We start from the raw sequence: 26,256 nt of genomic DNA on the forward strand, positions 1-26,256 counted from the left end.
TGCAGCCAAGGATTATTCAGCCCGGGATCCGCACCGGCAGGTTCTCGATGCCGCGGACGAAGCTGGAATAGACCCGCTTCGGCTCGCCGACCACCTCGATGCGGTCGAAACGCTTCAGCATCTCCTGCCACACGATCTTGAGCTGCAGTTCGGCGAGCCGCATGCCGACGCAGCGGTGGATGCCGAAGCCGAACGACAGATGGATCCGCGGCCGGGCGCGGTCGATGATGAACTCGTCGGGCCGGTCGATCACCTCGTCGTCGCGATTGCCGGAGACGTACCACATCACGACGCGGTCGCCCTTCCGGATGGTCTTGCCGCCGATCTCGGTGTCCTGCAGCGCGGTGCGCCGCATGTGAGCCAGCGGCGTCTGCCAGCGAATCACCTCCGGCACCATGGTGTCGATCAGGGCCGGGTTCTCCTTCAGTTTCTGGAACTGGTCGGGATGCTCGTGCAGCGCCAGCACCGAGCCGCTCATGGTGTTGCGGGTGGTGTCGTTGCCGCCGACGATCAGCAGGATGATGTTGCCCATCAGATTGTCGGGGTCCATGTGCCGCGTGGCGTCGCTATGCGCCATCATCGACAGCAGATCGTTGCGCGGGGCCAAGTTGACCCGCTCGTTCCAGAGTTTCGAGAAATAGCCATAGCACTCGTCCATCTCCCGCCGCCGCTCTTCCGGCGAGTTGACGATGCCACTCTTCGGCAGCGCGGTGGAGACGTCGGACCAGCGCGTCAGCTTGCGCCGTTCCTCCCAGGGGAAGTCGAACAGCGTCGCCAGCATCTGGGTGGTCAATTCGATCGAGACGCGCTCGACGAAATTGAACGTCTCGTTGCGCGGCAGGTTGTCGAGCACGCTGGCCGAGCGCTGGCGGATCAGCTTGGCCAGCTCGTCGAGATGATCAGGCGTGAACATCGGCGACACGGTCTTGCGCTGATGGGCGTGCTTCGGCTGATCCATCGCGATGAAGCTCGGATAGTCGTAGCCGGGCGGCACGTCGCGGATCGAGATGCCGCCGAGCGTGGAATCCGAGGAGAAGATGCCGTGGCTGGTGTCGACATGCATGATGTCGTTGTACTTGACCACGGACCAATAGGGCTCGATCGGCGCGTTGGTGCAGTAATGCACCGGCTCTTCCTTGCGCAGCCGCTCGAACCATGGCCACAGCGTGTCGTTCTGGAACAGTTTTGGCGCGCCGGGATGAAAATCCCTGAGCGGAGTCGCATAGGCTTCCTCACGCGCCTGGCGCTGTAGCTCGGCCCGGTCGGCACGGATGGCGGTCTGGACGTTCATGATCTCTCTCTGCACAATTTTCGAAGGCCGCACGGGAGGTGGTTGGGCTCTCTCCCCCCCTTGCGGGGGAGAGTTGGAGAGAGGGGTGAGCCGCGACCACCGCCCGTACGGCTTACCCCTCTCCCTAACCCTCCCCCGCAAGGGGGGAGGGAACCCATCCGCTGTGCCCGCCTAACTCAGGTCAAGCGACGCAAATGTTTCAACACGACTGCGGATGCAGCTTCACGCGGCGATACGCACGGGCAGCGTCTCGTAGCCCTTGATGAAGCTGGAATACACCCGCTGCGGCTCCTCCACCACCTCGATCGTGTCGAAGCGCTTGAGGATCTCCTCCCAGATGATCTTGAGTTGCAGCTCGGCAAGCCGCAGGCCCACGCAGCGGTGGATGCCGAAGCCGAACGAGATGTGGGTGCGCGGCCGGGCACGTTGGATGTCGAACACGTAAGGCCGCTCGATGGCCTCTTCGTCGCGGTTGCCCGAGACGTACCACATCACGACCTTGTCGCCCTTCTTGATCTGGCGGCCGCGGAATTCGAAGTCGGTGAGTGCGGTCCGCCGCATGTGGGCGAGCGGCGTCTGCCAACGGATCACCTCGGGCACGAAACTGTCGATCAGCGCCGGGTTCTCGCGCAGCTTGCGGTATTGCTCGGGATGCTTGCTCAGCGCATAGATGCTGCCGGACAGCGTGTTGCGCGTGGTGTCGTTGCCGCCGACGATCAACAGGATCAGATTGCCGAGGAAGTTCTTCGGATCCATGTTCCGCGTGGCGTCGCTGTGCGCCATCATCGAGAGCAGATCGCTCTTCGGCGGCTGGCTCGAGCGCTCCTTCCAGAGCCGGGCGAAATAACCGGCGCATTCCATCAGCTCGGCCTGCCGCTCGTCCTCGGTGGCGACGAGGCCGCCGGCGCCGGGCAGGGTGGTTGCGACGTCGGACCAGCGCGTCAGCTTGCGGCGGTCCTCCCAGGGGAAGTCGAACAGCACGGCTAGCATCTGCGTGGTCAGCTCGATCGAAACCTTGTCGACCCAGTCGAACACCTCGCCGCGCGGCAGATTGTCGAGGCACTCGGTCGAGCGCTTGCGGATGTTGATCGCGAGCTCGTCGAGATGGGTCGGCGTGAACATCGGCGCCACGGTCTTGCGTTGCGCCGAGTGGCGCGGCTGGTCCATCGCGATGAAGCTCTCGCGGCGCAGATCCGGCGGCACGTCGCGGATCGTGATGCCGCCGAGCGATGCGGCCGAGGAGAACACCGAATGGTTGGTCTCGATGTCCATGATGTCGTTGTAGCGGGTGACCGACCAGTACGGCCCGAACATCGAGTCCTTGCAGTAATGCACCGGATCCTCGCGGCGCAGCCGGTCGAAATACGGCCAGAAGGTATCGGTCTTGAACAGCTCGGGATGGCCGGGATCGTAGTCCGACAGCGCCAGTGTGTTGGCGCGTTCGCGTGCGGCGTCCAGATGGGCGGTGTCGACGAGATCGATGGTCCCGTGCATGAGCGGCTCCTCAACCGTTGCAGCAGCCGGGGCATCGCCGGCGCGCCATGTTTTACCGAATTACATTCTCATTCCGCGGTTTGCGCAAGAGCTGACAGCGCGCTTTTGGCCGCATTGGTAGCCGGCCAAAACGGCCGAATCCGGGCCTTTCCAACGACGGACCGGCGTCGGCGGCGACCACGCCCGTTTCAAACGGCGTTTGATTTGCTCAGGCGGCGCATGCGGGCGGTGCAGGGACTGTCTATCGGCTGGCCGGCTTTTCGCAGGGGTACGTGTCCTGCATGCCCCAGAGCAGCAGGAGGGCGACCATCATCTCGCCTTTCGCGGACCGCTTGTCGGCCGACTTGAGCATGATCTCTTCGGTTTGCTCGGTGGACAATACGAGGGTGTCGGGCATGCAGAACAGCAATTGGCCGCCGTGCCGTTTCAACCAGGCATTGGAAGCCATCAGGCCGCCCCTGACGCCGTCCAGATACATATGATTGAAGATGCGGAAGTTCTCGTTGGCCGGATTGCGATAGGATTCCAGGCGCACATCGGCGGCCCCAGCGGGAGCTGCGGCAAGCGCCAGCACGCACGCCGGCAATATCCACTTGTTCATTGCTCGGTTCCTTGCGGCCGCGCCCATTCGGTAAGTCCGTCGTTCCTTCCGCCGGGTTCGAAGCACGCGGGGCGGTGGACGGCGGCCGGTTTCCGGGGGGCCATTAAGGCATAGCCAACCGCACCCGCCGAATCCCGCGGCGGCACTCTCGACCGTGTATGAAACCTGGATCACACTCGCAGCGACAAACCTGTGCTTTTGATGCGCAGAGATTGTCCTGTCCTGGAGTTTTTCCGTGAACGACATGAGCTGGGCCCCGCCGGGGCCGCCGCCGCAACCGGTTCCGCCGCCGATGCCGGTGGCGTTTTCGGGGAGCCGGACGCAGTTCTTCCGTCTGGTCGCGCGCGGCGCCGGGCTCGAGCTCTTCACGGTCGGCTTCTACCGGTTCTGGCTCACCACCGACATCCGCCGTCACCTCTGGTCGAACACCCTGATCGACGGCGATGGGGCGGAATATACCGGCCGCGGCAAGGAGCTCCTGATCGGCTTTCTGGTCGCACTCGCGATCCTGGTTCCGGTCTATCTCGGCTACGCCCTGCTCGTGATCGAGGCCGAGCACGGCCAGACATTCTCCTCGTTGCCGATGGTCGCCTTCTTTTATGTGTTCGGCCAGTTCGCGATCTATCGCGCGCGGCGTTACCGGCTCACCCGCACGGTGTGGCGCGGCGTCCGCTTCTGGATGAGCGGCTCGGGCTGGATCTATGCGCTGAAGGCCTCGCTATGGGGCCTCCTGGTCGTGATCACGCTTGGCTTTGCGCTGTCATGGCGCGAGGCGGCGCTCGAACGCTACAAGATGCGGCATTCGTATTACGGCGATCTGCAGGGCTCCTTCGAAGGCCGCGGCTGGGATTTCTTCAAACGCGGCTGGTGGCTCTGGCTACTGATGCCGTTCGCGCTGGTGACGATCTTCGGCCCGTTCGCCTATGCCGCGTTCAAGGCGATCGAGTGGCGCTGGTGGCTGTCGGGCATCCGGTTCGGCGAGGTCAGACTGGAATCGACCATGAGTCGCGGCGCCCTGATCGGCCTGTACTGGAAGGTGATCGGCTGGGCCATGCTGCTCGGCACGGTGTTCCTGGCCTATCTCGTGCTCTGCATCTTCCTGGCGGCCAGCATCGACGGCTCCTCGATCGAGACCTTCTTCAAGACTGAGGCGTTCGCCAAGAGCATTCCGCTGATGGTCCTGCTCGGCATCGGCTATCTCGCCCTTGCGCTGGCGATGAACGTCGTGATGCGGGTCTATCTGATGCGCGATCTCTGGGTCCGGGTGCTGTCGTCGACCATCGTGCACAACATTGGGGCGGCCGCCAACGTCACCGCGCGCGGCGAGCTCGCCAATGCGCTCGGTGAAGGTTTTGCCGACGGCCTCGACGTCGCGGGGTTCTAAAGCATGATCCGGAAAAGTGCGAAGCGGTTTTCCGAAAAGATCATGCGCAAACAAGGAGCTAAAGCCCGATGACGATTCAACCCAATCTCATCGCGCTTTAGCGTCATGGAAGCCGATCTCAACCAGGCCAATGCCGCGGCGGCGCCGGTCCCGGGTGCGGTGTTCTTCGACGGCGCATCGAGCCGCCGGCGCGTCGTCGCGCTCAAGCTGTCCGACGCGCTGGAGATCAGGGAAGATGGCGAACGGCTGGCGCGCTGGGCGTTTGCTGACATCCGCCGTGCCGACAGTCCGTCCGGCCTGCTGCGGCTGAGCTGCCTGACTGCGCCGGCACTGGCGCGGCTCGAGGTCCGCGACGCCGGGCTGATCGCCGAGCTGGTCGCGCGCTGCGACAGGCTCGAGCAGGACCTGCCGAACCGCAAGGGCGTCGCCGGCATTGTCGGCTGGTCGCTCGCGGCCGCGGTATCGATCGTGCTGGTGGTGCTGTTCGGCGTGCCGCTCGCCGCCGAGCGGTTGACGCCGCTGGTGCCGGATTCCTTCGAGCGGCGCCTCGGCGACGTCGCGGAAGCGCAGGTCAGGGTGGTGTTCGACGGCAAGCCGTGCAGCAGTGCGGCCGGACAAGCGGCATTCGAGAAGCTGGTCGGCAAGCTGCGGGACACCGCAGGCCTCGACAATTCGGTGCAGTCGGGCGTGCTGGCGACGCCGGTGCCGAACGCCTTCGCGCTGCCGGGCGGCAAGGTCTATCTGTTCGACGGACTGCTGGAGAAAGCGGAAAGCCCCGACGAGATCGCAGGCGTCCTGGCCCATGAGCTCGGCCATCTCCGGCACCGCGACAGCATGCGCGAGCTGATCCACAATGGCGGCACCTCGTTCCTGATCGGGCTGTTGTTCGGCGACATCACCGGCTCCGGCGCGCTGATCTTCGCCTCGCGCTCGCTGGTGACGTCGTCCTATTCGCGCGACGCCGAGACCAATGCCGACACCTTTGCGATCGAGACCATGCACAAGCTTGGCCGTCCGGCGAAGCCGATGGGCGAACTGATGTTCCGCGTCACCGGCAAGGAAGGCGGCAACGGGCTCTCGCTCGTCGCCAGCCATCCACTGACCGAGGATCGCCTCGAACGGATGGCCAAGGCCGACGCCAGCAACAAGCTCGCGGGCAAGCCGCTGCTGTCGCCGGCCGAATGGCATGCGCTGAAGGGCATCTGCGGCAAGACGTGAGGCAAGCGGATTTCGGCACTGGAGCAATCCCATGCAGCGTAATGACAAATACTGGTTTCCCGCCAAGCGCTACGGCTGGGGCTGGGGACCGCCGAACAACTGGCAGGGCTGGGTGGTGCTCGCGGGCTTAGTGGCGCTGATTGCCGTCGGCGCAGCGATCAACCTCCCGCACTCCCCGGCGCGCTTCATCGGCTACGTGGCCGTGCTGAGCGTTCTGCTCACCGCCGTCTGCTGGTGGAAGGGCGAGCCGCCGCGCTGGCGCTGGGGCGGCGACTAGACCATTGCTGGGCGCCTACTTCACCAGCCTGAACTTGCCGCCCTCGACCTTGATCAGGAACGCCGAGCGCTCGTCATAGCCGTTATGGTCGGTCGGGCTCATGGTCGAGAGGCCGTTGTTCAGGTAGACGTCCTTGCCGCGCTCCAGTTCGTCGCGCAGCGCGGCGCGGAATTCCGGCGTGCCGGGCTTGGCGGTCTTCAGCGCAATCGCCGCCGCCCGCTTGAACAGCGTCACGGCGTCCCACAGATGCGCGCCGAAGATGTTCGGCTTTTGCCCGTTGGCCTTCTCGTAGGACGACACGAACTCGTCGCGCGCCTGGCGGAACGGATCGTCGGCCGGCAGATCGTCGGCGATGGTGAAAGCCTCGCCGGTGAAGATTGCGCCCTCGACATTGGCGCCGCCGAGCTTGATGAACTCCTCCGAGGCGACGCCGTGGGTCTGGAAGATCTTGCCGGCGTAACCGCGGCTGCGCAGCGCCTCCTGCGGCAGCACGGCCGGCGTGCCGGCCGAGGCGATGAACACCGCATCGGGGTTGGTCGCGATCACCTTCAGCGCCTGGCCGGTGGCGCTGGTGTCGGAGCGCGCGTAGACCTCATGCGTCGTCACGGTGAGGCCGAGCCCGGGGGCGAGCCGCGACACCTCCTTGTAATAGCCCTCGCCATAGCCGTCCGACACGCCGATATAGCCGAGCGTCTTGATGCCGGATTTCGCGATGTATTTCAGGATCGCCGTCGCCATCAGGTCGTCATTGGGCACCACCTTGAACGCCCAGCGGCGGTGCTCGTCCATCGGCTGCACGATCGCGGTCGCCGCGGCGAGCGAGATGATCGGGGTCTTGGCTTCGAAGGCGACGTCGAGCATCGGCATGGTCACCGGGGTGAGCGAGGAGCCGATCAGGATGTCGACGCCGTCCTGGATGACGAGGCGGCGGGCGTTCTGCGTGCCCTTGGTCGGATCGGACTCGTCGTCGAGCGCGATATAGACCACCTTCTCGCCGCCGATCTCCTTCGGCAGCGCCGCGATGGTGCGCATCTGCGGCTGGCCGAGCGCTGAGCCCGGCCCGGATCCCGACACCACGACGCCGACCTTGATGTCCGCCCGCACGTGCGGCGCAACCAGCGTCACGCCTGCGAGTACCCAGAGTCCGGCCACGGCCAGCTTCATCGCAAATCCTCCCAGCAGGTTCTTTTTATGCGCGGCCGATGATAGCCGGCCGGTGTCCGGTTTCGCATGATATCGATTTCGCCGCGGCGGTCTGTCCCCCTGATTGGGGACAGCCGGACGGACAGCACCGGCGTTTCCCCAGGCTGCCGTGAACCTCGCGTTTACCACTCCCCTAAAGGCCGCGGGAACCAGTTTCCCTAATCGGGCGGCAATCTCCGCCTGTTATCCAGGGATCGGAAAAGGGAGTACGAACCATGTTCAGCATTGTTCGGATCCTCGTCTTGATCGCATCTGCGTATGCGGGATCCGTGGTAGCGGAAGTGCAGTTTGGCGGCGCGCCGCCGTCGCAAGCGGTCGACGTCCATGAGTGAGCCTCATCCGATCGCGCCCGAGCACGTGCGCGCCATCTGCGACGAGATCGGCGAGAGACTGCGTTATGCCCTGCGCGGCGATTACGCCGATCTGCCGCCAAGGCTGCGCGAGCTCATGGACGAGCTCGTCTTGCAGGATTGCGAGGCGCCGTCGCTGGTGCCTGCGATGGCGGACATGACGCAGCCGCTGATCGTTGCTGCCTAGATCTTGGTGCAAAGCTTACGGGCGGTCAGCCAACGACCGCTCCGCGATAATCGGCCGCTCGTCGCCGTGATTGCTGTCGCCCGCTGCCTCAGATCCGAGCTATGCGAGACTGGGGCGGGAGAACGCCGTCGGGCATCAGCGCGCAGCGTCACACGTTCTTCGCGACCTTGCGCGTCCGCGTCGGTCCGGCGCCGGCGATCGCCGGCTTGATATTCCACACCGCGCGTACGGCCGCGAAGGCGTGGGCGATCACCGGCTCGTGGCGGCGGGCGGTGAGGCTGACGAAGGAGAGATCGCAGGTCAGCTTCACCTTGTCGGCCACCACGAACTGATGCGGGCGCGCCATCCGCGGCGCCAGCACATTGTCGCGCGCGAGGCTGAGACAGAGGCCGGATTCGACGAAGTCGATCATCGCCTCTTCCTGGTCGGTGTAGCCGACGCGCTTCGGCAGGGCGCCGAGCGGGCGGAAGATGTCGTCGAGCATCCGGCGGTGGCCCGAATGCGGCGGCGTTGCGAGCCAGGGCAGCTCGGCAAGCTCCGCCCAGCCTTTGCCGATCACCCGGTCCCGCCAGCCGATCGGCGCGATCACGCGGTAGTCGTAGCTGAGCAGTGGCGCCAGCTGGTAGCGGCCGTCGGCGATGGTCCGTTCGGTGAAGCTGTGATGGACCAGGTGCTCCTGCGGCGTGGCGTCGACGTAATAGCCGACGTCGAGCTCGCCCCGGCCGATCTGCGCCAGCACGTCGTCGCTGACGCCGTGGCGCAGGAAGACTTCGGTGCGTTGCGACGACATCGCAAGGCTGCGCACGAACGGTCCGAGCCGGGTGAATTCGGGGTCGAGGATGGTGCCGACGCGCAGCGTGCCGCGCTGCGCCTCGTTGAGCGAATCCGCCATCGCCTTGAAGTCGGATGCCGCCGCCACCGCCCGGTGCGCCAGCGGCAGCAGCGAGGCGCCGGCCTCGGTCAGCGTGAAGCCGCTGGGTGTGCGGTTGAACAGCTGCAACCCGGTGCTTTCCTCCAGCGCCTTGAGTTGCAAGCTGACCGCCGGCTGGGTCAGTTTCAGCATCGCTGCGGCGCGCGATACAGTGCCCTCACGGGCAACCGTGATGAAGCAACGCAAGGCCTGGGTACGGGGAAGCTCGGTCATCGCGTGTGCTTATAGCACACTTTTTCGAAGTGCATCCGACCTGCGTCGTGCATTGTCATATAATGATAATACAACCAATACGAGAAATCAGGATGGCAGCCAGGCCACCATGCCTTCAGTGCGCGTGCGCACCTCCGGAGAGGCGAGGCAGGTCGCAACCGCTTCATAGCCCACTGCGCCGGGAATCGGCCTGACGCAGATCGGCAGGCTGTGATTGGCAGGACACAGGATGATCGCTTCATCGTCGCCGACGGCATCGAGGTCGAGGATCGCGTTGGAGCGCGTGAGGAAGAACAGCGGCCGCGCCTCCGGTCCGCGACGGCGCAGATGCGCGATCACGGCCTCCTGGCTGGCCGCATCGAGCCCTTGTTCGAGCATGTCGATCACCGGGATCGCGCCGTCATCGGCCTCGAGAACTGCGAGCAGGGTGATGAGCGCGGGTGAGTCTACGGCGCCATCGGCCAGCAGGACGGCAAGGCTCGCCTCGACCCTCGCCTTGTGGGCGGGGTCGGCGTCGAGCCGCGCGCGAACGGCCGCGCCGCCGTCGGCTGCACGGTCCAGTCCGACAAAGCTGGCACCGGGCAGCGCTTCGGCAAGCCGCTGCGCGAGGCGCGTCTTGCCGCTGCCGAGCGGGCCGACGATGTAGTTCAGCGATTTGATATCGCGCAGTTCGAAGCGCTCGCCGCCCCACGGCCACGGCAGATCGAATGCGACGCCGATCGCCGGCCGCGCCCTGACCGCACCGATCAGGTCGTGCGTCGCGGGCATTTTGCCGCAGCCGAGGTCGTTGCGCAGCCGACGCACCCTGGCGATGCTGTCGGTGCATTGGCGGATGCGTGCTTCGAGCGTGGCCTCGTGCGCAGCCAGCACGCGGCCGAGGATGGCGGTGTCGCCGTTCAGGATCCGCGCCACTTCACCGACGCTGAGGCCGAGGGCGCGCAGCGCGACGATCTCGGCGCAGCGCGCCATCTCGACCGGGCCATAGGCGCGCCATCCCGCCGGCGTGCGGGCGGGCGCGACCAGGCCGCGCTCCTCGTAGAGGCGCAGCGCTTTCGCCGAGATGCCGAGCTGCCTTGCAGCTTCGGACGGGCTGAGGAAACGGGCAGCAGGAGCATTCATCGAATCACCTCGTGTCGTCTGACCGCATTTCTATGGAGGCGGCCGCTGGGGCCAGGTCAAGCGGGAGGTGCGGCACCAGCGTCTCCGGAATACTGGATCACCCGTTTGCGGGTGATGACATCCTGCTGTTTGACATCTTGAATCGAGTCATCTCCAGCGACGTCCTGGCTTGCGCCAGGACGTCGGCGGTGTTTCTGGCGAGCGCCGTGCACCGGTTGCACCCACCCTCACTCCAGATGGTTCACCTTCGCCACCCAGGCGCGGACGTCTCTGAGCACGTCGGGCAGCGCGGCCTTGACCTCCTGCACGGTCATGCCGGGCTTGATGCGCGGGTCGTAGAGCAGATTGAGCAGATACTGGTCGTAGACGTCGAAGAAACCCATCGAGACGCTGTCGTTGAACATCGTCCATGGCACGGTCGCGGTGTCGTTGATGGGGCCGAGCGATTGCAGCAGTTCCTCATAGGCGCAGTCGAGGAAGACGAAATCGCCATTGTCGACGGTGAGGATGACGTCGGAATGCTCGATCTCGTAGTTTTCGTTCTTGCGGAAGCCGGACAGGCATTGCGGGTCGAGCGAGGAGCGGATTTCCTTGGCGCGCTCCTGGCCGTAGAAGGTCGCGATCGTGCGGTAGAGCTCGCGGTCGCGCACCAGCTTGACCACGACATTGGCCGCGTCGTGGGTGTCGCTCATCGCGATGTCGAGATGCTGCACCTTGCCCCGGATGTCGGCGACGACCTTGGCCAGCTGCGCCTTGCGGTCGGCGCGGTTGCCGTCGGCGAACACGCGCACCGCCCGGTCGTATTTGCGGATGCGGTCGACCCTTCCGGCGAGATGAAATTCGGCGCCGAACGCGGTCTTCAGAAAACCTTCGACGATCTCGGCGTCGGTGAAGACCTTCTTCTCGTGACGCTGGCGCGCGATGATGGCCGGCACCTCGGCGGCGGCAGGCGCGGTGGCATCAGTGAGGCAAGCGGCGAGCGTTGCGGCGAGAAGGAGCAGGATCGAAGGACGGTGCTGGGACATCATGACAACGCTGCCGCAAGCTTTGCGGCAGCGCAAGACGGGATCGGCGAGCTTGCCGGATGGCGACGCCCGGTTCCGTTGAAATCGTCGCGATCAGTTCTTCACCACGACGGTGGCACCAACCGAGACGCGATCATAGAGGTCCTTGACGTCCTCATTGGTCATGCGGAAACAACCGGACGAGACCGCCTGGCCGATCGTCTCCGGCTCGTTGGAGCCGTGGATCCGGTACAGCGTCGAGCCGAGATACATCGCGCGAGCGCCGAGCGGGTTCTCGATGCCGCCGGCCATGTGACGCGGCAGATCGGGGCGGCGGCGCAGCATGTCCGAGGGCGGCGTCCAGGACGGCCATTCCTTCTTCGCGCTGATGCGGTGGACGCCGCTCCAGCGGAAGCCGTCGCGGCCGACGCCGATACCGTAGCGCAACGCCTGGCCGTTGCCCTGCACCAGATAGAGCCGGCGCTCGGCTGTGTTCACCACGATGGTGCCGGGGGCATAGTTGGTCGGGTAGTCGACGGTGGTGCGCGGGATCGGGCTTGCGCCGCCACCGCCAAAGAAACTCGGGGCTTCGGATTGGTAGCCCCGGGAGTCGAAGAACTGGGCTTGGGCCTGGCCGGCACCTGCCAGGATCGTGAGCGCGGCAAACATCAAGGCAAACGGGCGCATGGTCGTCGTCCTCGCGAACAATCAAATATATGCCCAGAGAGTCCACAATTGCCGGCGTTGCGCAAGCGACGAAGCGGTGACTTTAGGCACTTTCCGGCAACACGGTTTAAAAAAGCAACAGACCGCAGGCAATAGCTGCATTGTCCGGCCAAGCCTTTGACGAAGCGGATGAAGAATGGTTGATCTGGAGCGACCTCAAGAACATCTCGAAACGGGAGCGAGAGCATGAACGGTGCGGAAAGTCTGGTGCGGACATTGGTCGCGGGCGGCGTGGATGTCTGTTTTACCAACCCGGGCACCTCGGAGATGCATTTCGTGGCGGCGCTGGACAAGGTCCCGGGCATGCGCTGCGTGCTCGGCCTGTTCGAAGGCGTGGTGACGGGTGCTGCCGACGGCTATTTCCGCATGAAGGGAACACCGGCCTCGACCTTGCTGCATCTCGGGCCCGGCCTCGCCAACGGCCTTGCCAATCTGCACAACGCCAAGAAGGCGCATTCCGGCATCGTCAACATCGTCGGCCAGCACGCCACCTACCACATCGGCTACAACGCGCCGCTGACCTCCGATATCGAGGGCCTGGCGCGGCCGATGTCGTCCTGGGTGCGCACCTCGCCGGATGCCAAGTCGGTCGCCGCCGACGGTGCGGCTGCGATCGCCGCGGCAAAGAGCGCGCCGCCCCAGATCGCAACCCTGATCCTGCCGGCCGACACCGCCTGGAACGAGGCCGACGGCATCGCCGAGGTGCCGGTCGACACCCAGCGCCCGAGCTATTCGCCTCAGGCGGTCGACACCGCGGCGAAAATCCTGCACGGCGATGCCGCGCACACGCTGCTGCTGGTCACCGGCAGCGCGCTGACCGAGCACGGGCTGGCGCTCGCCGAGCGCATCGCCGGCAAGACCGGCTGCACGGTGATGGGCCAGACCTATCATCCGCGGATGGCGCGCGGCCGCGGCCGCTTCTCGATCAATCGCATTCCCTATGTGATCGAGCAGGCGCTGCCGATCCTGAAGAATTTTCGTCACATTGTCCTGGTCGAGGCCAACGATCCCGTCGCGTTCTTCGCCTATCCGAACAAGCCGAGTATGCTGAAGGCGGAAGGCTGCGAGGTGCATCGCATGACCGCCTGGGGCGAGAATTCGGTCGCAGCCCTCGAGGCGCTGGCCAATGCGCTGCATGCGACGGCGCAGGACGTCAAGCCGCAGCAGCATCCGGAACTGATCAAGCCGACCGGCGCCCTCAATCACGCATCGATCGCGCAGGCGATTGCGTGCGCGATCCCCGACAACGCCATCATGGTCGATGAATCCGTCACCACTGGCCGCGGCTTCTTTCCGCCGACGGCGGGCGCGGCGCCGCATGACTGGTTGCAGAACATGGGCGGCTCGATCGGCTTCTCGACGCCGGTGGCAACCGGTGCCGCGGTCGCCTGTCCGGACCGCAAGGTGATCTGCATGGTCGGCGACGGCAGCGCGATGTACACGATCCAGTCGCTGTGGACGCAGGCGCGCGAGGGGCTCAACGTCGTGACCATCGTGTTCGCCAACCGGATCTACCAGATCCTGCGCGGCGAGTTCGACGGCGTCGGCGCGGGCGAGCCGGGCAAGCGGGCGCAGGACATGCTGAAGATTGACCGGCCGACGCTCGATTTCGTCGCGCTGGCAAAGGGAATGGGCGTGCCGGCCGTGGCGGTCGCATCCGCGGATGAGTTCAACAAGGCGCTGGCGAATGCCGTTGCCGAACCGGGCCCGCGGCTGATCGAAGTGCAGATGTAGCGAGCATGATTTGAAATGGCCGCGGCGGCGGCCCCGAGCATGATCCCGACCGGAACGGCCGCGTTAGCGCAAAGTGCGACGCGGTTTTCCCTCGCGACAAACGCGAAGCGTTTGCGCGGAGATCATGCTCAAACAAGAAGCCAACGCGCGATGAAGCTCATCGCGCTTTTGTCCAGTCGGAGGCGCCCATGCAGACCGAGCTGAACAAGGTGATCGCCGCCGTGCAGGAGTTTTACGCGCAGGAGACGTTCCTGCTGGAGCGCGATCTCGGCGAGCGAACGCTTACTCACCGAATCGCGGTCTATGTCGAGCGGCAGTTCGCCGGCTGGCAGGTCGATTGCAACTACGATCGGCTCGGCGAGCGCACGCTGCGGCTGCCACGCGGCTCGGGTAGCTCGACCGATGACCATCTCGGCAAGTCGATCTATCCCGATATCGTCGTGCATCAGCGCGATATCCCGAACAATCTCCTGGCCATCGAGCTGCGCAAGGACAGCAATCACCAGCCGCTCGATCACGATCAGCGCAAGCTGGCCGCGCTGACCGATCCGAATGTCTGGTTTGCCTATGCGATGGGCGTGCTCGTGATCGTCGGACCGAACGGCGTGAGCTTTTCCGAAGTCTATGCCGGCGGCGCGATCGACCACGCCACGTCGCGCTGGTTTGCGGAGCGCGTGCAAGAGAGCGGGCTCGCGGGGCGCCACGACGATGGCCCTCAGCACCCAGCTGATCAATGAATCTTGTCACCGCATCGAGGTGATAGCCCGTTTGGATCATGCGTCGTCGCTGCACGCGCGGCACAACAAAAGGTGCGGGAGGTGGAGCAATTCCTGGAGCCGGTGGTCAATTTTCAGAACGATCCGATGGCGGTGCGGATTATCGGCTCTGCGCCTCTTTCGCTCCCTCTCCCGCACCTGAATTTCGTTGGTCCGGCGATCACCGGTCCAGCCGTTGCTGACATAGGATTCGAGGCCTCGCACGATCGGCGCAGTTGATCACGACGTGACGAGCCGAGGCAGCATCCGCACCGAGACAGCAAAAAGGCCGCCTTCGGGCGGCCTTTTCCGTTTCGTCTCTTCCGTGATCGCGGTGCGCGATTGTTTCTGATTATTGCTTGGTCGCATCGTCGCCGGTGGTGGCGGCGCCGCCGGACTTGGCCTTCGATTTCTTTGCCTTCTTGGCTTTCTTCTTCGGCGCCATCTTGGTCGCCTCGCCCTTGGCCGCTGTGTCGCCGCTTTGTGCTGCGGGGGCCGTGGTACCGCCTGCCTTGTCCTGCGCGAGTGCGGTGGACGAGACGAAGGCGAGGGCGGTGGCGGCGAGGATCAGTGTTCGCATCGGATGGTTCTCCCAAGTTGGTTTCCGGCGCCCCTCAACGGGACAGAATGTCGCAGGTTCCGCGTTGCCGATCAGCAGTCCGTGAGCTCAGCGTGAACGGCGCGGCCGCTGCGATCGAGGCGGAACCGGGAACCGCGAGCCGCGTTATGTCGCCGGGCAGGAGTTCCGAGGAGAGACGCCATGCGTTGGCGATCAGTGACGGAAACCACCAATACGGTGCTCGACACCGCCCCCGACGACACCTTCTACGCGGTGGGCTGGACCACCAGCGGACTGGCAACGCTGGCCACCATCGTCGCGGTCTGGATGTTCGGGATCTGAGGCGGTCGATCGGTGCAGGCGGCCGGCTTGCCGCCACAGTCGAGCAGGAGCGGTCCGCGCCGGGCGCGTTACTTGCGCAGGATGACCAGCGCTTCCCGATAGAGCTGCGAAAAGCTGACCAGGAGCCCGCTCGACAGCAGGAACATCGCGATGCTGTCGTAGTCGTCGGCCGTCGGCCAGGCGAATTCGAAATAGGGCGGCATGAACGCCCACCAGACGATCGGAACGGTGATGATCGTGGCGAAAGCGCCGGCCGGCGCGCCGCCCATCAGGCCGGCGACCAGGATCGCCGGCACGAAGCCAGCGAAATAGAGTTGCATGCCGAAGCTTGCGAACATCTCCTGGGTCGCGGTCGCCAGCACCACGACCAGCAGGGCGACGACGAAGGTCGACAGGGACCAAGGCCGCAGCTTCAGAATGTAGTCGTTGCCCTTGCGCATCGAGACTTCCCTGGCCCCCGCGAGTTCCGGGAAGGTAGCCGAGGAGGCCTGTAAACAAAACCCCGTAGGACTCCGTGGGAGGGGTGGTCGGCCGATCTTCCCCGGCGCGCTTGTTGCGCTGCGGTGGACCGGGTACGGGGACGGCATAACGCCCGGCCAAAGTCTGCGGTTGGGTGACAGGCGGGAAAGGAATGGTGGACGCACAAGGGATCGAACCTTGGACCTCTCCCGTGTGAAGGGCAAAAGTGAAGCGCGCTAAATATCTGACTTGTAAGTCTTATTTCCTTTGGCGAAATCGCACTTCACGGATTTTTCACTTTCCGACAATGGCGGGATCGCCGCCGCCGCGAATTGCGCCGGCGCGTCGTCTTTGCGCGGATCAACATAGTGCATCGGGCCGAGCGGCCCGAACGTGCGCCGCACCCATTCGTGGTACGGCATCGAAAGCACCGCGCGCATTTCCTCGACGAAAGCCGCGTGCAAGCGGTCGAGCGCCCGATATTCCTCGACCTGGCGCGCGGTGCGGATCACCGGGGGCACGTCGTCGCCGGTCATGGCTTTGCCCTCGGCATGCGCCCGGCCTCGATTGCGGCCTCTAGCGAGTTTTGTGAGTCGATCGCGTCGATTTCGTCGGCGCACTTGTGAAGTTTGGCCGCGACGCTACCGGGGATTTCGACCATGTTCGCGATCTCCCGCAAATCGCTGGCGATCTCGTCGAGGGTGCGCTCGTTCATGGCTCGGCCCTCTCGGCGATCATGGCGGCCTCGATCCGCTCCGCGAGGTCGAGGCATGCCTCGGGCGAGAGGTATGTCAGGTCGTGCGCGCGCTGCCATCCCGCGACGATCGCCCGCGCCTCGCCGAGCGTGGTGCCGTCGGCGGTTTCCTCTGGCATCGGCCTGATCACGGCGAGCACGCGCGCGCGCAAGTCGCGCGTCGAAAGCGACGCCGCGCACGCCGCCGGGTGCCTGAGATCGTCGCCGGAAAGGATCTCCGAAATTGGAGTCCGGTTCGTCATTTTCTTTCCCTCCTCTTGAGAATCACCGCGCGCAATTCGAGCGCGCCCAGGGCGACCAGTCCAGCGACCATGCCGGGCACGAATGGATCGACCTTGTCGGCATAGCCGAGGGCGAACGTGATCAACGTGCCGATCGCGACGGCGCCGGCGCTGACGGTGAGCTTTCCAAAATCCGAGATCATCGCGCCGCCGCCTCGCGCTCGGCCTCTGACGCGCCCGCGCTGGCCGTCCTGGGCGCCGCCGGCGGCGTGCCGCCGATCGTCGGCATAGCCGCGATCGAGGGCGCGCGGTGCTCGACGTTCACATGCGCATAGCGCAACACCATTGAGAGCGACGACCAGCCGCCGAGGTCTTTGAGCAAGTTGAGGTCGCGGTGCTGCTGATAGTGCCAGGTCGCCCAGGTGTGCCGGCAATCATGCGGTGAAAAATCGTCGATCTCGGCGCGCACGCATGCGGCCTTGAATCCTTTCTTGATCCGCGAGCCGGCCGACACGTCGCGATCGTCGTCGGGATCGAGCGGTGTGTAAGGATCGCCGAGCGCATACTCGCGCACGATCGGCTCGCCGCTGTTGCTGTTGCGCGGCATGAATCCGGTCGGCTTGATGAGGCGGCCTTGCTTGCGGAAAACGCAGCCGGTGCGATGCGGCAAGTTCGCCAGGATCGCGACCAGGGCGGGGTGCAACGGCACGCCGCGATCGGTGCCGTTCTTTGTGTCGAGAAATTGCACCTGGGCGCGCTTGAGGTCGACGAAACGCCAGTCGAGCCAAAGCGCCTCGCCGCACCTGGCGCCGGTGTAGAGCAGGAAGGCAACCAGGGGGTAGAGGTGCGGCGGCATCGCCGTCAACAGTCGGTCGGCCTCGACATGCGTGATCCAACGCACGCGGCCCTTTGGCATCTTGGGCCGCTCGAATTTCACCGGCGCGCAAAGCTTGCGCTTGGCGGCGGCGTTGATCATGGCGGTAAGCGGTGTGTAAACCTGGCGCACCAGTGTCGCCGGGCCGCAGTTCGGATAAAGCTTGCGGGCGCACGCGTCGGCCGCCGCCTGGTCGATCTTGGCGAGCGGCGTCGACTTGAAATGGTCGGTGATCGGTTTGGTGAAACGCGCCTCGCCGCCGTTTTCGAGGTAGACGAGCGCGGCGTCGATCAAGGTCGCGGTAGAGGCGGCGCCAAAAATACTACCTTGGAGGATTTCCCATTCTCTTTTCGCGCGGATGGTTTCCGCCGCTTCTGGGCTTGTAGTGCCGCAAGTCTCGTAAACTTTGACGCCTCGGAGCGTCCCTCTGAGGTAGAGGTTTGGACTTCCGGGGATACTAACGACTTTGATCGACATTCCATTTTCTCGGCTAGCGCGGCGATGTCCGCCTCGGTGAATAGTTTACGCTTGCCGATCTGTCGATAGAAAGGGTGCACCGCGACAAAATCCTCGAATGTCCGCCTTGACACGCGGAAAATCTCGGCGGTTTCGACGATAGTATAAAAGCGCGGCACACCCATTTCCGGCGGTCCTTTAGGCCTTGGCGGTTCCGGCCGGCGCCGAGGCGCCGCCGCCGATCAACTCGATTTCGCTGGTGATGTCGGCCTCGCGCCCGTCGAGCTTGACCCATTCCTTATCGGTCGAGCGAACGCCGATGCTCCGCCAGTAGTCGCGCTGGCGGCGCACCGCCCTGAGATCGTCGGCGAGCAACGCCAGGCGATCGGCGCGCGCCTGGCCGACGCGGTGCAAGGCCGTGATCGGAATCGAGATCGGCAGGCTCGGCAACTCGGCCTCAAGCTTGGCGGCCTCGCACAAAAGCCGCGTGATCTTGCGGTCGTCATTGTGGCGCGGCGCCAGGCCTGGCAGTTCGTTCGCGATGTGGCGGCGTCGGTGGTCAAAGAGGTTGTGAGGCCGATCGCCGATTTGACCGAGGAGGCGGCGAGCGAAGTTGTTCGCACCGTGCGCGATGTCGTCGACTGACACCGAGCCGACTCTCGATCTCGACGCCGGCCTATGGTTGCCGATCGCGGAAGTCGCCAGGATGAAAGGCAAGTCGCGCCAGGCGATCGCCAAGCGCGTCGCCAACCTGGTCGAGGCCGGCAAGCTGGAAACGCGCCCAGGTGAAGGCGGCACCAAACTCATTTGCCTCGCGCAGTTCGATCGCGCGGTCGGCGAGATCGGCGACGCTGCAAAGGAAGCGTCGGCCGAGCACGCCGCCGACGACGACGACGCCGAGGGCGGCGCGTCGCCGACATATCGCGATCACCAGGCGCGGGAAAAGCAATACGCCGCCGACCTCAAGTATCTTGAGCTTGAGGAAAGGCTCGGCAACCTGGTGCCGATCGGCGACCTGGCCGACGCGGCGAACAAATGCGCCGAGGCGTGCGTGCGGGCGATCGACCGCCTCACCAGCCATTCCGAGGCGATGGCGGCTGCAGTCGGCAAAGACGGCGCCGCCGGCGCCAGGGCGAAGTTTAAAGAGGTCGCGCGGGAATTGCGCAAGGCGATCGCCGCCGCGTTCGGCGAGCTAGCCGGATCGAGTGAACCGTTGCGGATCGCGACCGAGGAAAACGAATCGGATGCGTGATGCAATTCAAGCACACGGCGCTCGGCGTCATCGCTCGCGCTTGCAAGGCGCTGATCGAGCCGCCGGAAAAACTCACGCCGACACAGTGGGGAGCCTCTAACCTTATCGTGCCCGACGGGCCGCGATCCGGCGAGCTATGGGACCCGGATTTCACGCCGTACATTTGCGAACCGCTCGACAACATGGGGCCGGACTCGCCGGTCAACAAACAGTCGATCAAAAAGAGCGCGCAAACCGGGTTCACGGTTATGGCGATCGTTGGCGTCGGCCACTCGATCGACTGCGATCCGGCCGGCGGCATCATGCTTGTGCAGCCGACGCAAGACGCGCTCGACAAATTCATTCGCGACAAGTTCAACCCCGCGATCGAAAACACGAAGTCGCTCAAGCAAAAGGTCGCGCCGCAAGTCGCGCGATCGGGCGAAGGCTCGACGACTTACAATAAGCGCTATCCCGGCGGATCGCTGGCGATGGTGATCGCCAACTCGACCGCGAGTTTGCGCTCGATCACGAAAAAGCGCCGGATCAAAGACGAGGCGAGCGAGTACCCCGACGACCTCGACGGCCAGGGATCGCCGCACGCCATGATCGCGGCGCGCGGCATTTCCTTCCTCGCCGACGGCGACTGGAAGGAAACCAACATTTCAACGCCGACCGTCGTCGGCTCCTGCTACATCGACGCGCAGTTTAAGGCGGGCGATCAACGATATTGGCACGTCGACTGCCCAGGCTGTCGCGAGCCGTTCGTTTTCAAGTTCGGCGCGAATTTCAAGTTCAACGAGTCGTTTCCGTACCAGGCGCACTATGTGACGCCGTGTTGCGGCACGGTGATCGAGGGCCACGAAAAAAACGACCTGGTCCGCAAGGGAAGCAAGCACGCCGAGCCGCGTGCCGACGGTCGGCCGAATGGCTGGATTCCGACGGCGCCAGGCGCCGGCAAGGATCGGTCATATCACTTTGACGCGCTATCCTCGACGCTGGTGCCGTGGGATGAGATCGCGAAAGAGTGGATCGCGGCGCAAACGAATCCCTCGGCGCTCAAGGCGTTCTATAACCTCACGCTCGGCGAAGCGTATGAGGTGAAGGGCGACGCGCCCGATCATGTTCGCCTGATGGAGCGGCGCGAGGATTATCGCAAGGGGCACATCCCGCCGCGCGGCCTGATGCTGACGGCGGCGGCCGACGTGCAGATGCGCGGCATCTATGTCGAGGTCGTCGCCTGGGCGCCGAACCGCGAGTCGTGGGTTGTCTTTACCGATGTCTTGGAAGGCGACACGACCAACGCCAACGCCGGCGCATTCTTGAAGCTGGCCGAGCTTTACGACAAGCGCTGGCCGGATGCGTTCGGCGGCGCGCGCCAGGTCGACGCCTTCGCGGTCGACTCGGGGTTTCGCTCGCATATCGTCTATCAGTGGTGCCGCGATCGCATGCTCGCATTCGCGGTCGACGGTCGCGACGGTTGGAATAAGCCGCCGATCGGCACGCCGAGCCTGGTCGACATCGACCTCGACGGCAAAAAGATCGGCACCGGCAAAATCTGGCCGGTCGGCACCTGGTCGCTCAAAGGCCATTGGTATGAGGATTTGCGGCGCGAGGGCGCCGCCGCCGGGCATGAGGTCGATCCGCCTGGTTATTGCCATTTCGGCACCTGGCTCGACGAAATCTATTTCCGCCAGGTCACGGCGGAATACCTCGCCGAGAAAAACGTGCGCGGGCGCAAAACCAAAGCCTGGTTTCCGCGCGGCAAAGAGGAAAACCATTTCCTCGACTGTCGCGTTTACAACCTCGCCTTGGCCGAGCACCTGGGCGTTTCGTCGATGACCGAGGACGAATGGAAGATCCTCGCACGCGAGCGCGCGCCGACGATCACGCAAGGTGATTTCTTCGCTCCGAAGCCGCTGGCCGTGCAAGTCGCGCGTCCGGTCACGGCGGCGCCGGCGGTTGAGAACGAAGAACCTCAACCGCCGGCGGCACCGCCTCCGCGCCAGGAAGCGCAAGCCGAGTCGAATTGGCTCGGTCGCGACCTGGGCGGCTGGCTCAACCGCTAACAAAGGGAAATTTCGACCATGTCAAAGCCGATCGTCGTCATTATCGGCGGCAACAAAGGCGGCGTCGGCAAGACGACCGTCGCGCGCGCGTTTCTCGACTTTTTGATCGCGACCGGCGTCGATTTTCGCGCTTTCGACACCGAAAGCGCGGTCGAGGGCGGTGTGCTCAAGCGGTTTTTTCCGGACAAAACCGAGATCGTCGACCTCACCGACTCCGACGGCCAGATGCGTGTCTTCGATACGCTCGGCCAGGCGGTGACGGTGATCGACATTCGCGCCGGTTTGCTGTCGCCGACGCTCGATATGCTCGCGGCGATCGGTTTCCTCGATCCGGCGCGCTACTCGATCGCGGTGTTGCATGTCGTCGGCAACAATCAGGCCTCGATTGAGGAGATCAAGCCGGTTGCCGATCGCCTCGCCGGCATGCGTCACGTCGTCGTCGGCAATCGCGTCAACGCGACCAAGTTCGATTTCCCGCCTGGCGCGCTCGACGTGCCGATGCTGGTGCCGAAGGCCGCCGAGGCCGTCGACCAGGCCGCCGAGTCGTTCGGCGCTTTCCGCAAGGCGAACAAGTCGCCGGTGTTGAGCGGCATGGTTGGGCATTGGCTCGATCGCGTGCACGCGCAATTCGCCGGAATCAAGTTGCCGTAAAGGCGCTTGCGCAACGGGTGAGTTAAGCCGGCTTTCGTACCCGGTGGGGCGACTCCCAACTATCCCGTTAGCGCCGACCTGGGGCGACCAGGCGCAAGGCCGCTCGCTGTTTTCAGCCGGCCAAGTCGGCACCGCCTAAGAGGCGACGTTGCACGGCGACACAAGGCCGCTCGGTTTCATCCGAGCGGCCTTTTTCTTTTCGAGGAGGGCGATCGAGATGGCTTACACGCAAGACGACATCGACACGTTGCAAGCCGCGATCGCGACTGGCGCGCGCCGCGTCAAGTTCGGATCGGGACCCGACGCGCGCGAGGTCGAATATCGCTCGCTTGCCGATATGCAAGCGGTGCTCGCGCAAATGCTCGCCGTTGTGTCGCCGTCGGCGCGCAAGGTTTCAACGTCATTCGTCGCGCATTGCCGCGATTAAGGTCGACCGCAAATGAACATCCTCGATCGCGCGATCGCCTTTTTCGATCCGGCCGCCGGCGTGCGCCGTGCCTCGGCGCGCGTCACGCTCGACCAGGTGCGCCACTATGACGGCGCCAAGGTCGGCCGCCGCACCGCTGGCTGGCAAGCGACCAACGCCTCGGCAAACGTCACGATCAAGGGCGGCTTGCCGATGCTACGCGCCCGCTCGCGCGACATCACCCGAAACACATGGTGGGGCAATCGAATCCGCTCGGTGTTTGTGTCGCACTCGGTCGGCGCCGGCATCATGCCGAAGGTCAACACCGGCAACAAAAAACTCGACCGCAAGGCAAAAGCCGCCTGGAAAGCTTGGGGCAAGGTTTGCGACGGCGAGGGGCAACTCAACATCGACGGGTTGATCGCGCTCGCGACCGGATGCGTGATCGAGTCCGGCGAAGTGCTCGCGCACATGGTGCCGACCAAATTGAGCGCGCGGCCTGGCGTCGTGCCGCTCGAATTGCGGTTGCTTGAGCCGGATCACCTCGACGCCTCGCGCGATCGCGTGATGATGGTCACCCGGCCGCCGAATGCCGACATCAACGCCGAGGGCGTCGTCGTCGACCAGGGCGTCGAGTATTCGCTCGACGGCAAGCGCAAAGCATACTGGATTTATCCGGTGCACCCTGGCGCTCGCGGCCTGGTCATGCCCTCGGCATCCAAGCGCATTGACGCGCGCGACATGCTCCACGCCTACCGCAAGGATCGGATCGGCCAGGGTCGCGGCGTGCCGTGGGTCGCGCCGATCATGCTCAAAGGTCGCGACGTTGCCGATCTTGAGGAGGCCGTCGTCGTCAAGTCGCGGATCGAGGCGTGCCTCGCCGCATTCATCAAGACGAATGACACCTCGCGCACGCTTGCGCAGAAGGTGACCAACGAAAGGACACCGGACGGCGGCACCCGCCGGATCGAAACGCTTTCGCCTGGCATGATCCAGTATTTGGAGCAGGGCGAGGATTTGCAGACGGTTTCGCCGTCGTCGTCGATCCAGTTCGAGTCGGTCCTTATGTCGACCTGGCTCACGCTCGCCGCCGGCGCCGGCATCACTTACGACCAACTCACCGGCGACTTGCGGCGCGCGAATTTTTCGTCGCTGCGCGCCGGCAAGATCGAGTTTCGCCGCCTGGTCGAGCAATTCCAGTGGCACACGATCGTCGCCATGTTGCTCGATCCGCTGTGGACTCGCTGGTGCGAGGCCGCGATGGACGCCGGCATTCTGCCGCGTCGCGCCGGCGGCTATCCGGTTGAATGGATCATGCCGGCCAATGAGCCGATCGACCCGCTCAAAGACATGGAGGCCGACATTCTGGCCGTCCGATCGGGACGCATGACCTGGCCGCAATTCGTCGCCGCCTGGGGCATCGACCCCGACGTGCAACTCGACGAAATCGCCGAATGGTTTGCCGAGATCGACCGCCGAAAGATCGTTCTCGATACCGACCCGCGCCTCGCGCTCACGTCGACAAAGGGCGGCGCGAAAGACGAATCTAACACCGAGGTCAACAATGACACTTCCAAAAAGGGCAAATGATCCGCACGCGTTGCCGATGCAAACGCGTGCGGTGCCGGTCGGCTCGATCGACACCGAAAAGCGCACCGTTGAGGTGACGTTTACGACCGGCGCGACCGTGCGGCGCATGCGCTATTCGGGATGGGACACCGCCATTCCGTTCGATGAAACGCTTGAGGTGAGCGAGCGCGCGATCAACATGGATCGCCTCAATTCCGGCGCGCCGGCGTTGGACTCGCACTCCTCCTATTCGACATGGTCCCAGGTCGGCGCCGTCGAGCGCGCCTGGATCGAGGGCAAAGAGGGCCGCGCACTCATTCGCTTCCCGAGCAAGGGAGTCGACGAAAGCGCCGACCGCATGTTCGCCCTGGTCGCCGAGCGGATCATCACAAAGGTTTCGGTCGGTTACTCGATCGACGAGGTGCGCGTCGTCACGCCGGAAAAAGTCGGCGAGGTCGAGAAGCGCATTGTTACGCGCTGGACGCCTTACGAAATCTCTTTCGTGACCATTCCAGCCGACAACGGCGCGCAGACCCGCGCGACCGCTGATCAATACCCGGTCGTGATCGCGCGATCGGTCGACGGCTCGGCCGCCGCCGCACGCATGCGCATGCGGCAATCTTCAATCTGAATCGCCAAACGAAAGAAGGAAAGTTTTTCCATGACTCTTGAACAGTTGCGGGCGCACCTGGCCGCCCTGAAGCAGCGCGCGGCCGACAAGATCGCCGAAATGACCGACGGCCTGGCGCCCGAGGCCGTGCGCGCGATCGAGACCGATCACGCCGACCTGGTGCGCCAGGTCCGCGAGACCGAGGCCAAGATCGAGACCGCCGAGCGCGCCGCGCCGCCGGCTTCGCCGACCGCGATCGCCGTCGAGCGCGCCCGCGCCGCCGAGATCAACACGCTGGCGGTGCGCCATGCCATGCCGGCCGAGTTCGCCGCGCAGCATATCGCCGACGGCACCGCGATCGACCAGGTGCGCACTCTGGTGCTCGACGCCGTTGCCGAGCGTGCCGCCGGCAACGTCGCCAATCCGCGCGTGCAGATCATCAGCGATGAGGGCGACGTGATCCGCTCGGCGATCGAGAATGCGATCATGCACCGCGCTAATCCGGCCTCGGTCAAGCTGACCGATGAGGCGCGCGCCTGGCGCGGCATGTCGCTCATGGAAATGGGCCGCACGTTCGTCGAGGAAACCCAGGGCGTGAAGCTGCGCGGCCTCGGCCGCATGGAATTGGCCGGCGCGCTCCTCGGCCTGCCGAGCAACCTCCGCTCGGCCGGTGGTGCGATGACGACCTCGGATTTTCCGAACCTCCTCGCGAACGTGATTTCCAAGCGGCTGCGCTCGGCCTATGAGGTCGCGCCGCAGAATTGGAAAAAGCTGTCGCGCCAGAACAACGCGCCCGATTTCAAGGCGCGCGCGATCGTTCAGCTTTCCAACATGCCGAACCTCAAGCCGGTGAAGGAAGGCGGCGAGTTCACCCGCATGGCGCTGGCGGATAGCAAAGAGAGCTATTCGCTGTCGACGTTCGGCCGCGTGATCACGCTGTCGCGGCAGTCGCTGATCAATGACGACCTGTCGGCGTTCGATCGCATTCCGATGCTGTTCGGCCGCGCGGCTGCGGAAACCGAGGCCGCCCTGTTCTGGGCGATCATCACCTCGAATCCGAACATGGGCGACGGCGTCCAGTTGTTCCACGCCAATCACGGCAACCTGGCCGCCGCCGGCTCGGCGATCAACATCGCGTCGCTTTCCGCCGGCCGCAAGGCGATGCGAAAGCAGAAGGGCCTCGCCGCGAAGGCCTCCGACGCCGAACCGCTGAACCTGGCGCCGGCGTTTATCGTCGTGTCGCCCGACAAGGAAACCGAGGCGCAGCAGTTCCTCGCGACCACTCTCTATCCGCAGCAGAATGCCCAGGTGAACCCGTTCGCCGGCTCGATGTTGCAGATCACCGAGGCGCGCCTCACCGGCAACACCTGGTATCTGTTCGCCGACCCGGCGACCATTGACACGATCGAGTACGCCTATCTCGACGGCGAGGAAGGCCTCTACACCGAGAGCCGCCTCGGCTTCGATGTCGACGGCGTCGAGGTCAAGGGCCGGCTCGATTTCGCCGCGAAGGCGATCGACTGGCGCGGCATGTACCAGGACCCCGGCGCGTAAGGCGCGACGGGTTT

At 64.8% G+C, this 26,256-nt stretch carries 30 protein-coding genes; 14 read left to right on the forward strand and 16 right to left on the reverse strand.

Annotated features, from left to right (window positions below; genetic code table 11):
- Positions 1 to 16 precede the first annotated feature (16 nt).
- The 3 genes from ACTUWL_RS23305 to ACTUWL_RS23315 form a co-directional block, all read right to left on the reverse strand.
- The gene (locus ACTUWL_RS23305) at positions 17 to 1,291 is read right to left on the reverse strand and encodes a cytochrome P450 (protein WP_021079776.1); all 1,275 of its coding nucleotides are present in this window, start codon (positions 1,289 to 1,291) and stop codon (positions 17 to 19) included.
- A 222-nt stretch (positions 1,292 to 1,513) separates the two neighbouring features.
- The gene (locus ACTUWL_RS23310; RefSeq protein ID WP_021079777.1) at positions 1,514 to 2,785 is read right to left on the reverse strand and encodes a cytochrome P450; all 1,272 of its coding nucleotides are present in this window, start codon (positions 2,783 to 2,785) and stop codon (positions 1,514 to 1,516) included.
- A gap of 241 nt (positions 2,786 to 3,026) precedes the next feature.
- Positions 3,027 to 3,386 carry a hypothetical protein gene (locus ACTUWL_RS23315; protein WP_021079778.1) on the reverse strand — a complete coding sequence of 120 codons (360 nt, stop codon included), beginning with the start codon at positions 3,384 to 3,386 and terminating at the stop codon, positions 3,027 to 3,029.
- A 244-nt stretch (positions 3,387 to 3,630) separates the two neighbouring features.
- Here ACTUWL_RS23315 and ACTUWL_RS23320 point away from each other — a divergent pair, with 244 nt between their 5' ends.
- The 3 genes from ACTUWL_RS23320 to ACTUWL_RS23330 all read left to right on the forward strand — a co-directional run bounded on the left by ACTUWL_RS23320 (position 3,631) and on the right by ACTUWL_RS23330 (position 6,265).
- Positions 3,631 to 4,770, forward strand: coding sequence for a DUF898 family protein (locus ACTUWL_RS23320; RefSeq protein ID WP_106940092.1), 1,140 nt, complete (start codon positions 3,631 to 3,633; stop codon positions 4,768 to 4,770).
- 105 nt (positions 4,771 to 4,875) lie between these two features.
- On the forward strand, positions 4,876 to 5,988 hold the full coding sequence (locus tag ACTUWL_RS23325; protein WP_021079780.1) for a M48 family metallopeptidase: 1,113 nt from the start codon (positions 4,876 to 4,878) through the stop codon (positions 5,986 to 5,988).
- Between the two features lie 31 nt (positions 5,989 to 6,019).
- Positions 6,020 to 6,265, forward strand: a complete 246-nt coding sequence (locus tag ACTUWL_RS23330; protein WP_021079781.1) for a hypothetical protein — start codon at positions 6,020 to 6,022, stop codon at positions 6,263 to 6,265.
- A 15-nt stretch (positions 6,266 to 6,280) separates the two neighbouring features.
- Here the strand turns inward: ACTUWL_RS23330 and ACTUWL_RS23335 are convergent, their stop codons facing one another.
- The gene (locus ACTUWL_RS23335; protein WP_021079782.1) at positions 6,281 to 7,429 is read right to left on the reverse strand and encodes an ABC transporter substrate-binding protein; all 1,149 of its coding nucleotides are present in this window, start codon (positions 7,427 to 7,429) and stop codon (positions 6,281 to 6,283) included.
- Between the two features lie 363 nt (positions 7,430 to 7,792).
- On the opposite strand from ACTUWL_RS23335, the gene ACTUWL_RS23340 reads away from it, so the two are divergent.
- A complete protein-coding gene (locus ACTUWL_RS23340; protein WP_021079784.1) occupies positions 7,793 to 8,005 on the forward strand; it encodes a hypothetical protein in 213 nt (70 codons plus the stop codon).
- A 148-nt stretch (positions 8,006 to 8,153) separates the two neighbouring features.
- On the opposite strand, the gene ACTUWL_RS23345 is transcribed toward ACTUWL_RS23340, so the two are convergent.
- The 4 genes from ACTUWL_RS23345 to ACTUWL_RS23360 all read right to left on the reverse strand — a co-directional run bounded on the left by ACTUWL_RS23345 (position 8,154) and on the right by ACTUWL_RS23360 (position 11,959).
- Complete coding sequence (locus tag ACTUWL_RS23345; protein WP_021079785.1) at positions 8,154 to 9,149, reverse strand: LysR family transcriptional regulator; 996 nt, start codon at positions 9,147 to 9,149, stop codon at positions 8,154 to 8,156.
- An 87-nt stretch (positions 9,150 to 9,236) separates the two neighbouring features.
- Complete coding sequence (locus tag ACTUWL_RS23350) at positions 9,237 to 10,268, reverse strand: MerR family transcriptional regulator (RefSeq protein WP_021079786.1); 1,032 nt, start codon at positions 10,266 to 10,268, stop codon at positions 9,237 to 9,239.
- A 227-nt stretch (positions 10,269 to 10,495) separates the two neighbouring features.
- Entirely contained in the window at positions 10,496 to 11,293 is a 798-nt protein-coding gene (locus ACTUWL_RS23355; protein WP_035651885.1) for a DUF2927 domain-containing protein, read from the reverse strand.
- Between the two features lie 93 nt (positions 11,294 to 11,386).
- Complete coding sequence (locus ACTUWL_RS23360; RefSeq protein ID WP_021079788.1) at positions 11,387 to 11,959, reverse strand: L,D-transpeptidase; 573 nt, start codon at positions 11,957 to 11,959, stop codon at positions 11,387 to 11,389.
- Between the two features lie 225 nt (positions 11,960 to 12,184).
- Between ACTUWL_RS23360 and ACTUWL_RS23365 the strand changes: the two genes are divergently transcribed.
- Both ACTUWL_RS23365 and ACTUWL_RS23370 read left to right on the forward strand, forming a co-directional pair.
- Positions 12,185 to 13,732 carry an acetolactate synthase large subunit gene (locus tag ACTUWL_RS23365; protein WP_021079789.1) on the forward strand — a complete coding sequence of 516 codons (1,548 nt, stop codon included), beginning with the start codon at positions 12,185 to 12,187 and terminating at the stop codon, positions 13,730 to 13,732.
- 188 nt (positions 13,733 to 13,920) lie between these two features.
- Positions 13,921 to 14,469: a hypothetical protein gene (locus ACTUWL_RS23370; protein ID WP_021079790.1), complete on the forward strand. Its 549-nt coding sequence runs from the start codon at positions 13,921 to 13,923 to the stop codon at positions 14,467 to 14,469.
- Between the two features lie 370 nt (positions 14,470 to 14,839).
- Here ACTUWL_RS23370 and ACTUWL_RS23375 read toward each other — a convergent pair whose 3' ends face one another.
- Positions 14,840 to 15,067: a hypothetical protein gene (locus tag ACTUWL_RS23375; protein ID WP_021079791.1), complete on the reverse strand. Its 228-nt coding sequence runs from the start codon at positions 15,065 to 15,067 to the stop codon at positions 14,840 to 14,842.
- A 180-nt stretch (positions 15,068 to 15,247) separates the two neighbouring features.
- Here ACTUWL_RS23375 and ACTUWL_RS23380 point away from each other — a divergent pair, with 180 nt between their 5' ends.
- A complete protein-coding gene (locus ACTUWL_RS23380; protein WP_021079792.1) occupies positions 15,248 to 15,388 on the forward strand; it encodes a hypothetical protein in 141 nt (46 codons plus the stop codon).
- A 68-nt stretch (positions 15,389 to 15,456) separates the two neighbouring features.
- Here ACTUWL_RS23380 and ACTUWL_RS23385 read toward each other — a convergent pair whose 3' ends face one another.
- The 7 genes from ACTUWL_RS23385 to ACTUWL_RS23415 all read right to left on the reverse strand — a co-directional run bounded on the left by ACTUWL_RS23385 (position 15,457) and on the right by ACTUWL_RS23415 (position 18,890).
- A complete protein-coding gene (locus tag ACTUWL_RS23385) occupies positions 15,457 to 15,828 on the reverse strand; it encodes a DUF4118 domain-containing protein (protein ID WP_021079793.1) in 372 nt (123 codons plus the stop codon).
- Between the two features lie 255 nt (positions 15,829 to 16,083).
- Complete coding sequence (locus tag ACTUWL_RS23390) at positions 16,084 to 16,383, reverse strand: hypothetical protein (protein ID WP_448212128.1); 300 nt, start codon at positions 16,381 to 16,383, stop codon at positions 16,084 to 16,086.
- A complete protein-coding gene (locus ACTUWL_RS23395; protein WP_291730293.1) occupies positions 16,380 to 16,562 on the reverse strand; it encodes a hypothetical protein in 183 nt (60 codons plus the stop codon). Before ACTUWL_RS23395 ends, ACTUWL_RS23390 begins: the two co-directional genes overlap by 4 nt.
- On the reverse strand, positions 16,559 to 16,843 hold the full coding sequence (locus tag ACTUWL_RS23400) for a hypothetical protein (RefSeq protein ID WP_291730291.1): 285 nt from the start codon (positions 16,841 to 16,843) through the stop codon (positions 16,559 to 16,561). Before ACTUWL_RS23400 ends, ACTUWL_RS23395 begins: the two co-directional genes overlap by 4 nt.
- On the reverse strand, positions 16,840 to 17,025 hold the full coding sequence (locus ACTUWL_RS23405) for a hypothetical protein (RefSeq protein ID WP_291730289.1): 186 nt from the start codon (positions 17,023 to 17,025) through the stop codon (positions 16,840 to 16,842). Before ACTUWL_RS23405 ends, ACTUWL_RS23400 begins: the two co-directional genes overlap by 4 nt.
- Positions 17,022 to 17,990 (reverse strand): site-specific integrase, encoded by a 969-nt coding sequence (locus ACTUWL_RS23410; protein WP_448212130.1) that lies wholly within the window; start codon positions 17,988 to 17,990, stop codon positions 17,022 to 17,024. Before ACTUWL_RS23410 ends, ACTUWL_RS23405 begins: the two co-directional genes overlap by 4 nt.
- Positions 17,991 to 18,350: 360 nt before the next feature.
- The gene (locus ACTUWL_RS23415) at positions 18,351 to 18,890 is read right to left on the reverse strand and encodes a hypothetical protein (protein WP_448212132.1); all 540 of its coding nucleotides are present in this window, start codon (positions 18,888 to 18,890) and stop codon (positions 18,351 to 18,353) included.
- Between ACTUWL_RS23415 and ACTUWL_RS23420 the strand changes: the two genes are divergently transcribed.
- The 7 genes from ACTUWL_RS23420 (at position 18,859) to ACTUWL_RS23450 (ending at position 26,242) form a co-directional block, all read left to right on the forward strand.
- Entirely contained in the window at positions 18,859 to 19,404 is a 546-nt protein-coding gene (locus tag ACTUWL_RS23420) for a hypothetical protein (RefSeq protein WP_291730236.1), read from the forward strand. The genes ACTUWL_RS23415 and ACTUWL_RS23420 overlap by 32 nt on opposite strands.
- Entirely contained in the window at positions 19,404 to 21,452 is a 2,049-nt protein-coding gene (locus ACTUWL_RS23425; RefSeq protein ID WP_291730235.1) for a phage terminase large subunit family protein, read from the forward strand. The genes ACTUWL_RS23420 and ACTUWL_RS23425 overlap by 1 nt, the downstream gene beginning before the upstream one ends.
- Before the next feature lie 18 nt (positions 21,453 to 21,470).
- A complete protein-coding gene (locus ACTUWL_RS23430; RefSeq protein ID WP_291730234.1) occupies positions 21,471 to 22,103 on the forward strand; it encodes a hypothetical protein in 633 nt (210 codons plus the stop codon).
- Between the two features lie 217 nt (positions 22,104 to 22,320).
- The gene (locus ACTUWL_RS23435) at positions 22,321 to 22,530 is read left to right on the forward strand and encodes a phage head-tail joining protein (protein ID WP_291730232.1); all 210 of its coding nucleotides are present in this window, start codon (positions 22,321 to 22,323) and stop codon (positions 22,528 to 22,530) included.
- Positions 22,531 to 22,542: 12 nt separating this feature from the next.
- On the forward strand, positions 22,543 to 24,099 hold the full coding sequence (locus ACTUWL_RS23440; protein ID WP_291730230.1) for a phage portal protein: 1,557 nt from the start codon (positions 22,543 to 22,545) through the stop codon (positions 24,097 to 24,099).
- A 16-nt stretch (positions 24,100 to 24,115) separates the two neighbouring features.
- Positions 24,116 to 24,709 (forward strand): HK97 family phage prohead protease, encoded by a 594-nt coding sequence (locus ACTUWL_RS23445; protein ID WP_448212136.1) that lies wholly within the window; start codon positions 24,116 to 24,118, stop codon positions 24,707 to 24,709.
- A 30-nt stretch (positions 24,710 to 24,739) separates the two neighbouring features.
- The gene (locus tag ACTUWL_RS23450; RefSeq protein WP_291730227.1) at positions 24,740 to 26,242 is read left to right on the forward strand and encodes a prohead protease/major capsid protein fusion protein; all 1,503 of its coding nucleotides are present in this window, start codon (positions 24,740 to 24,742) and stop codon (positions 26,240 to 26,242) included.
- The last annotated feature ends 14 nt before the right edge of the window (positions 26,243 to 26,256 follow it).

This window comes from Bradyrhizobium sp. WCU1, from assembly GCF_053474805.1.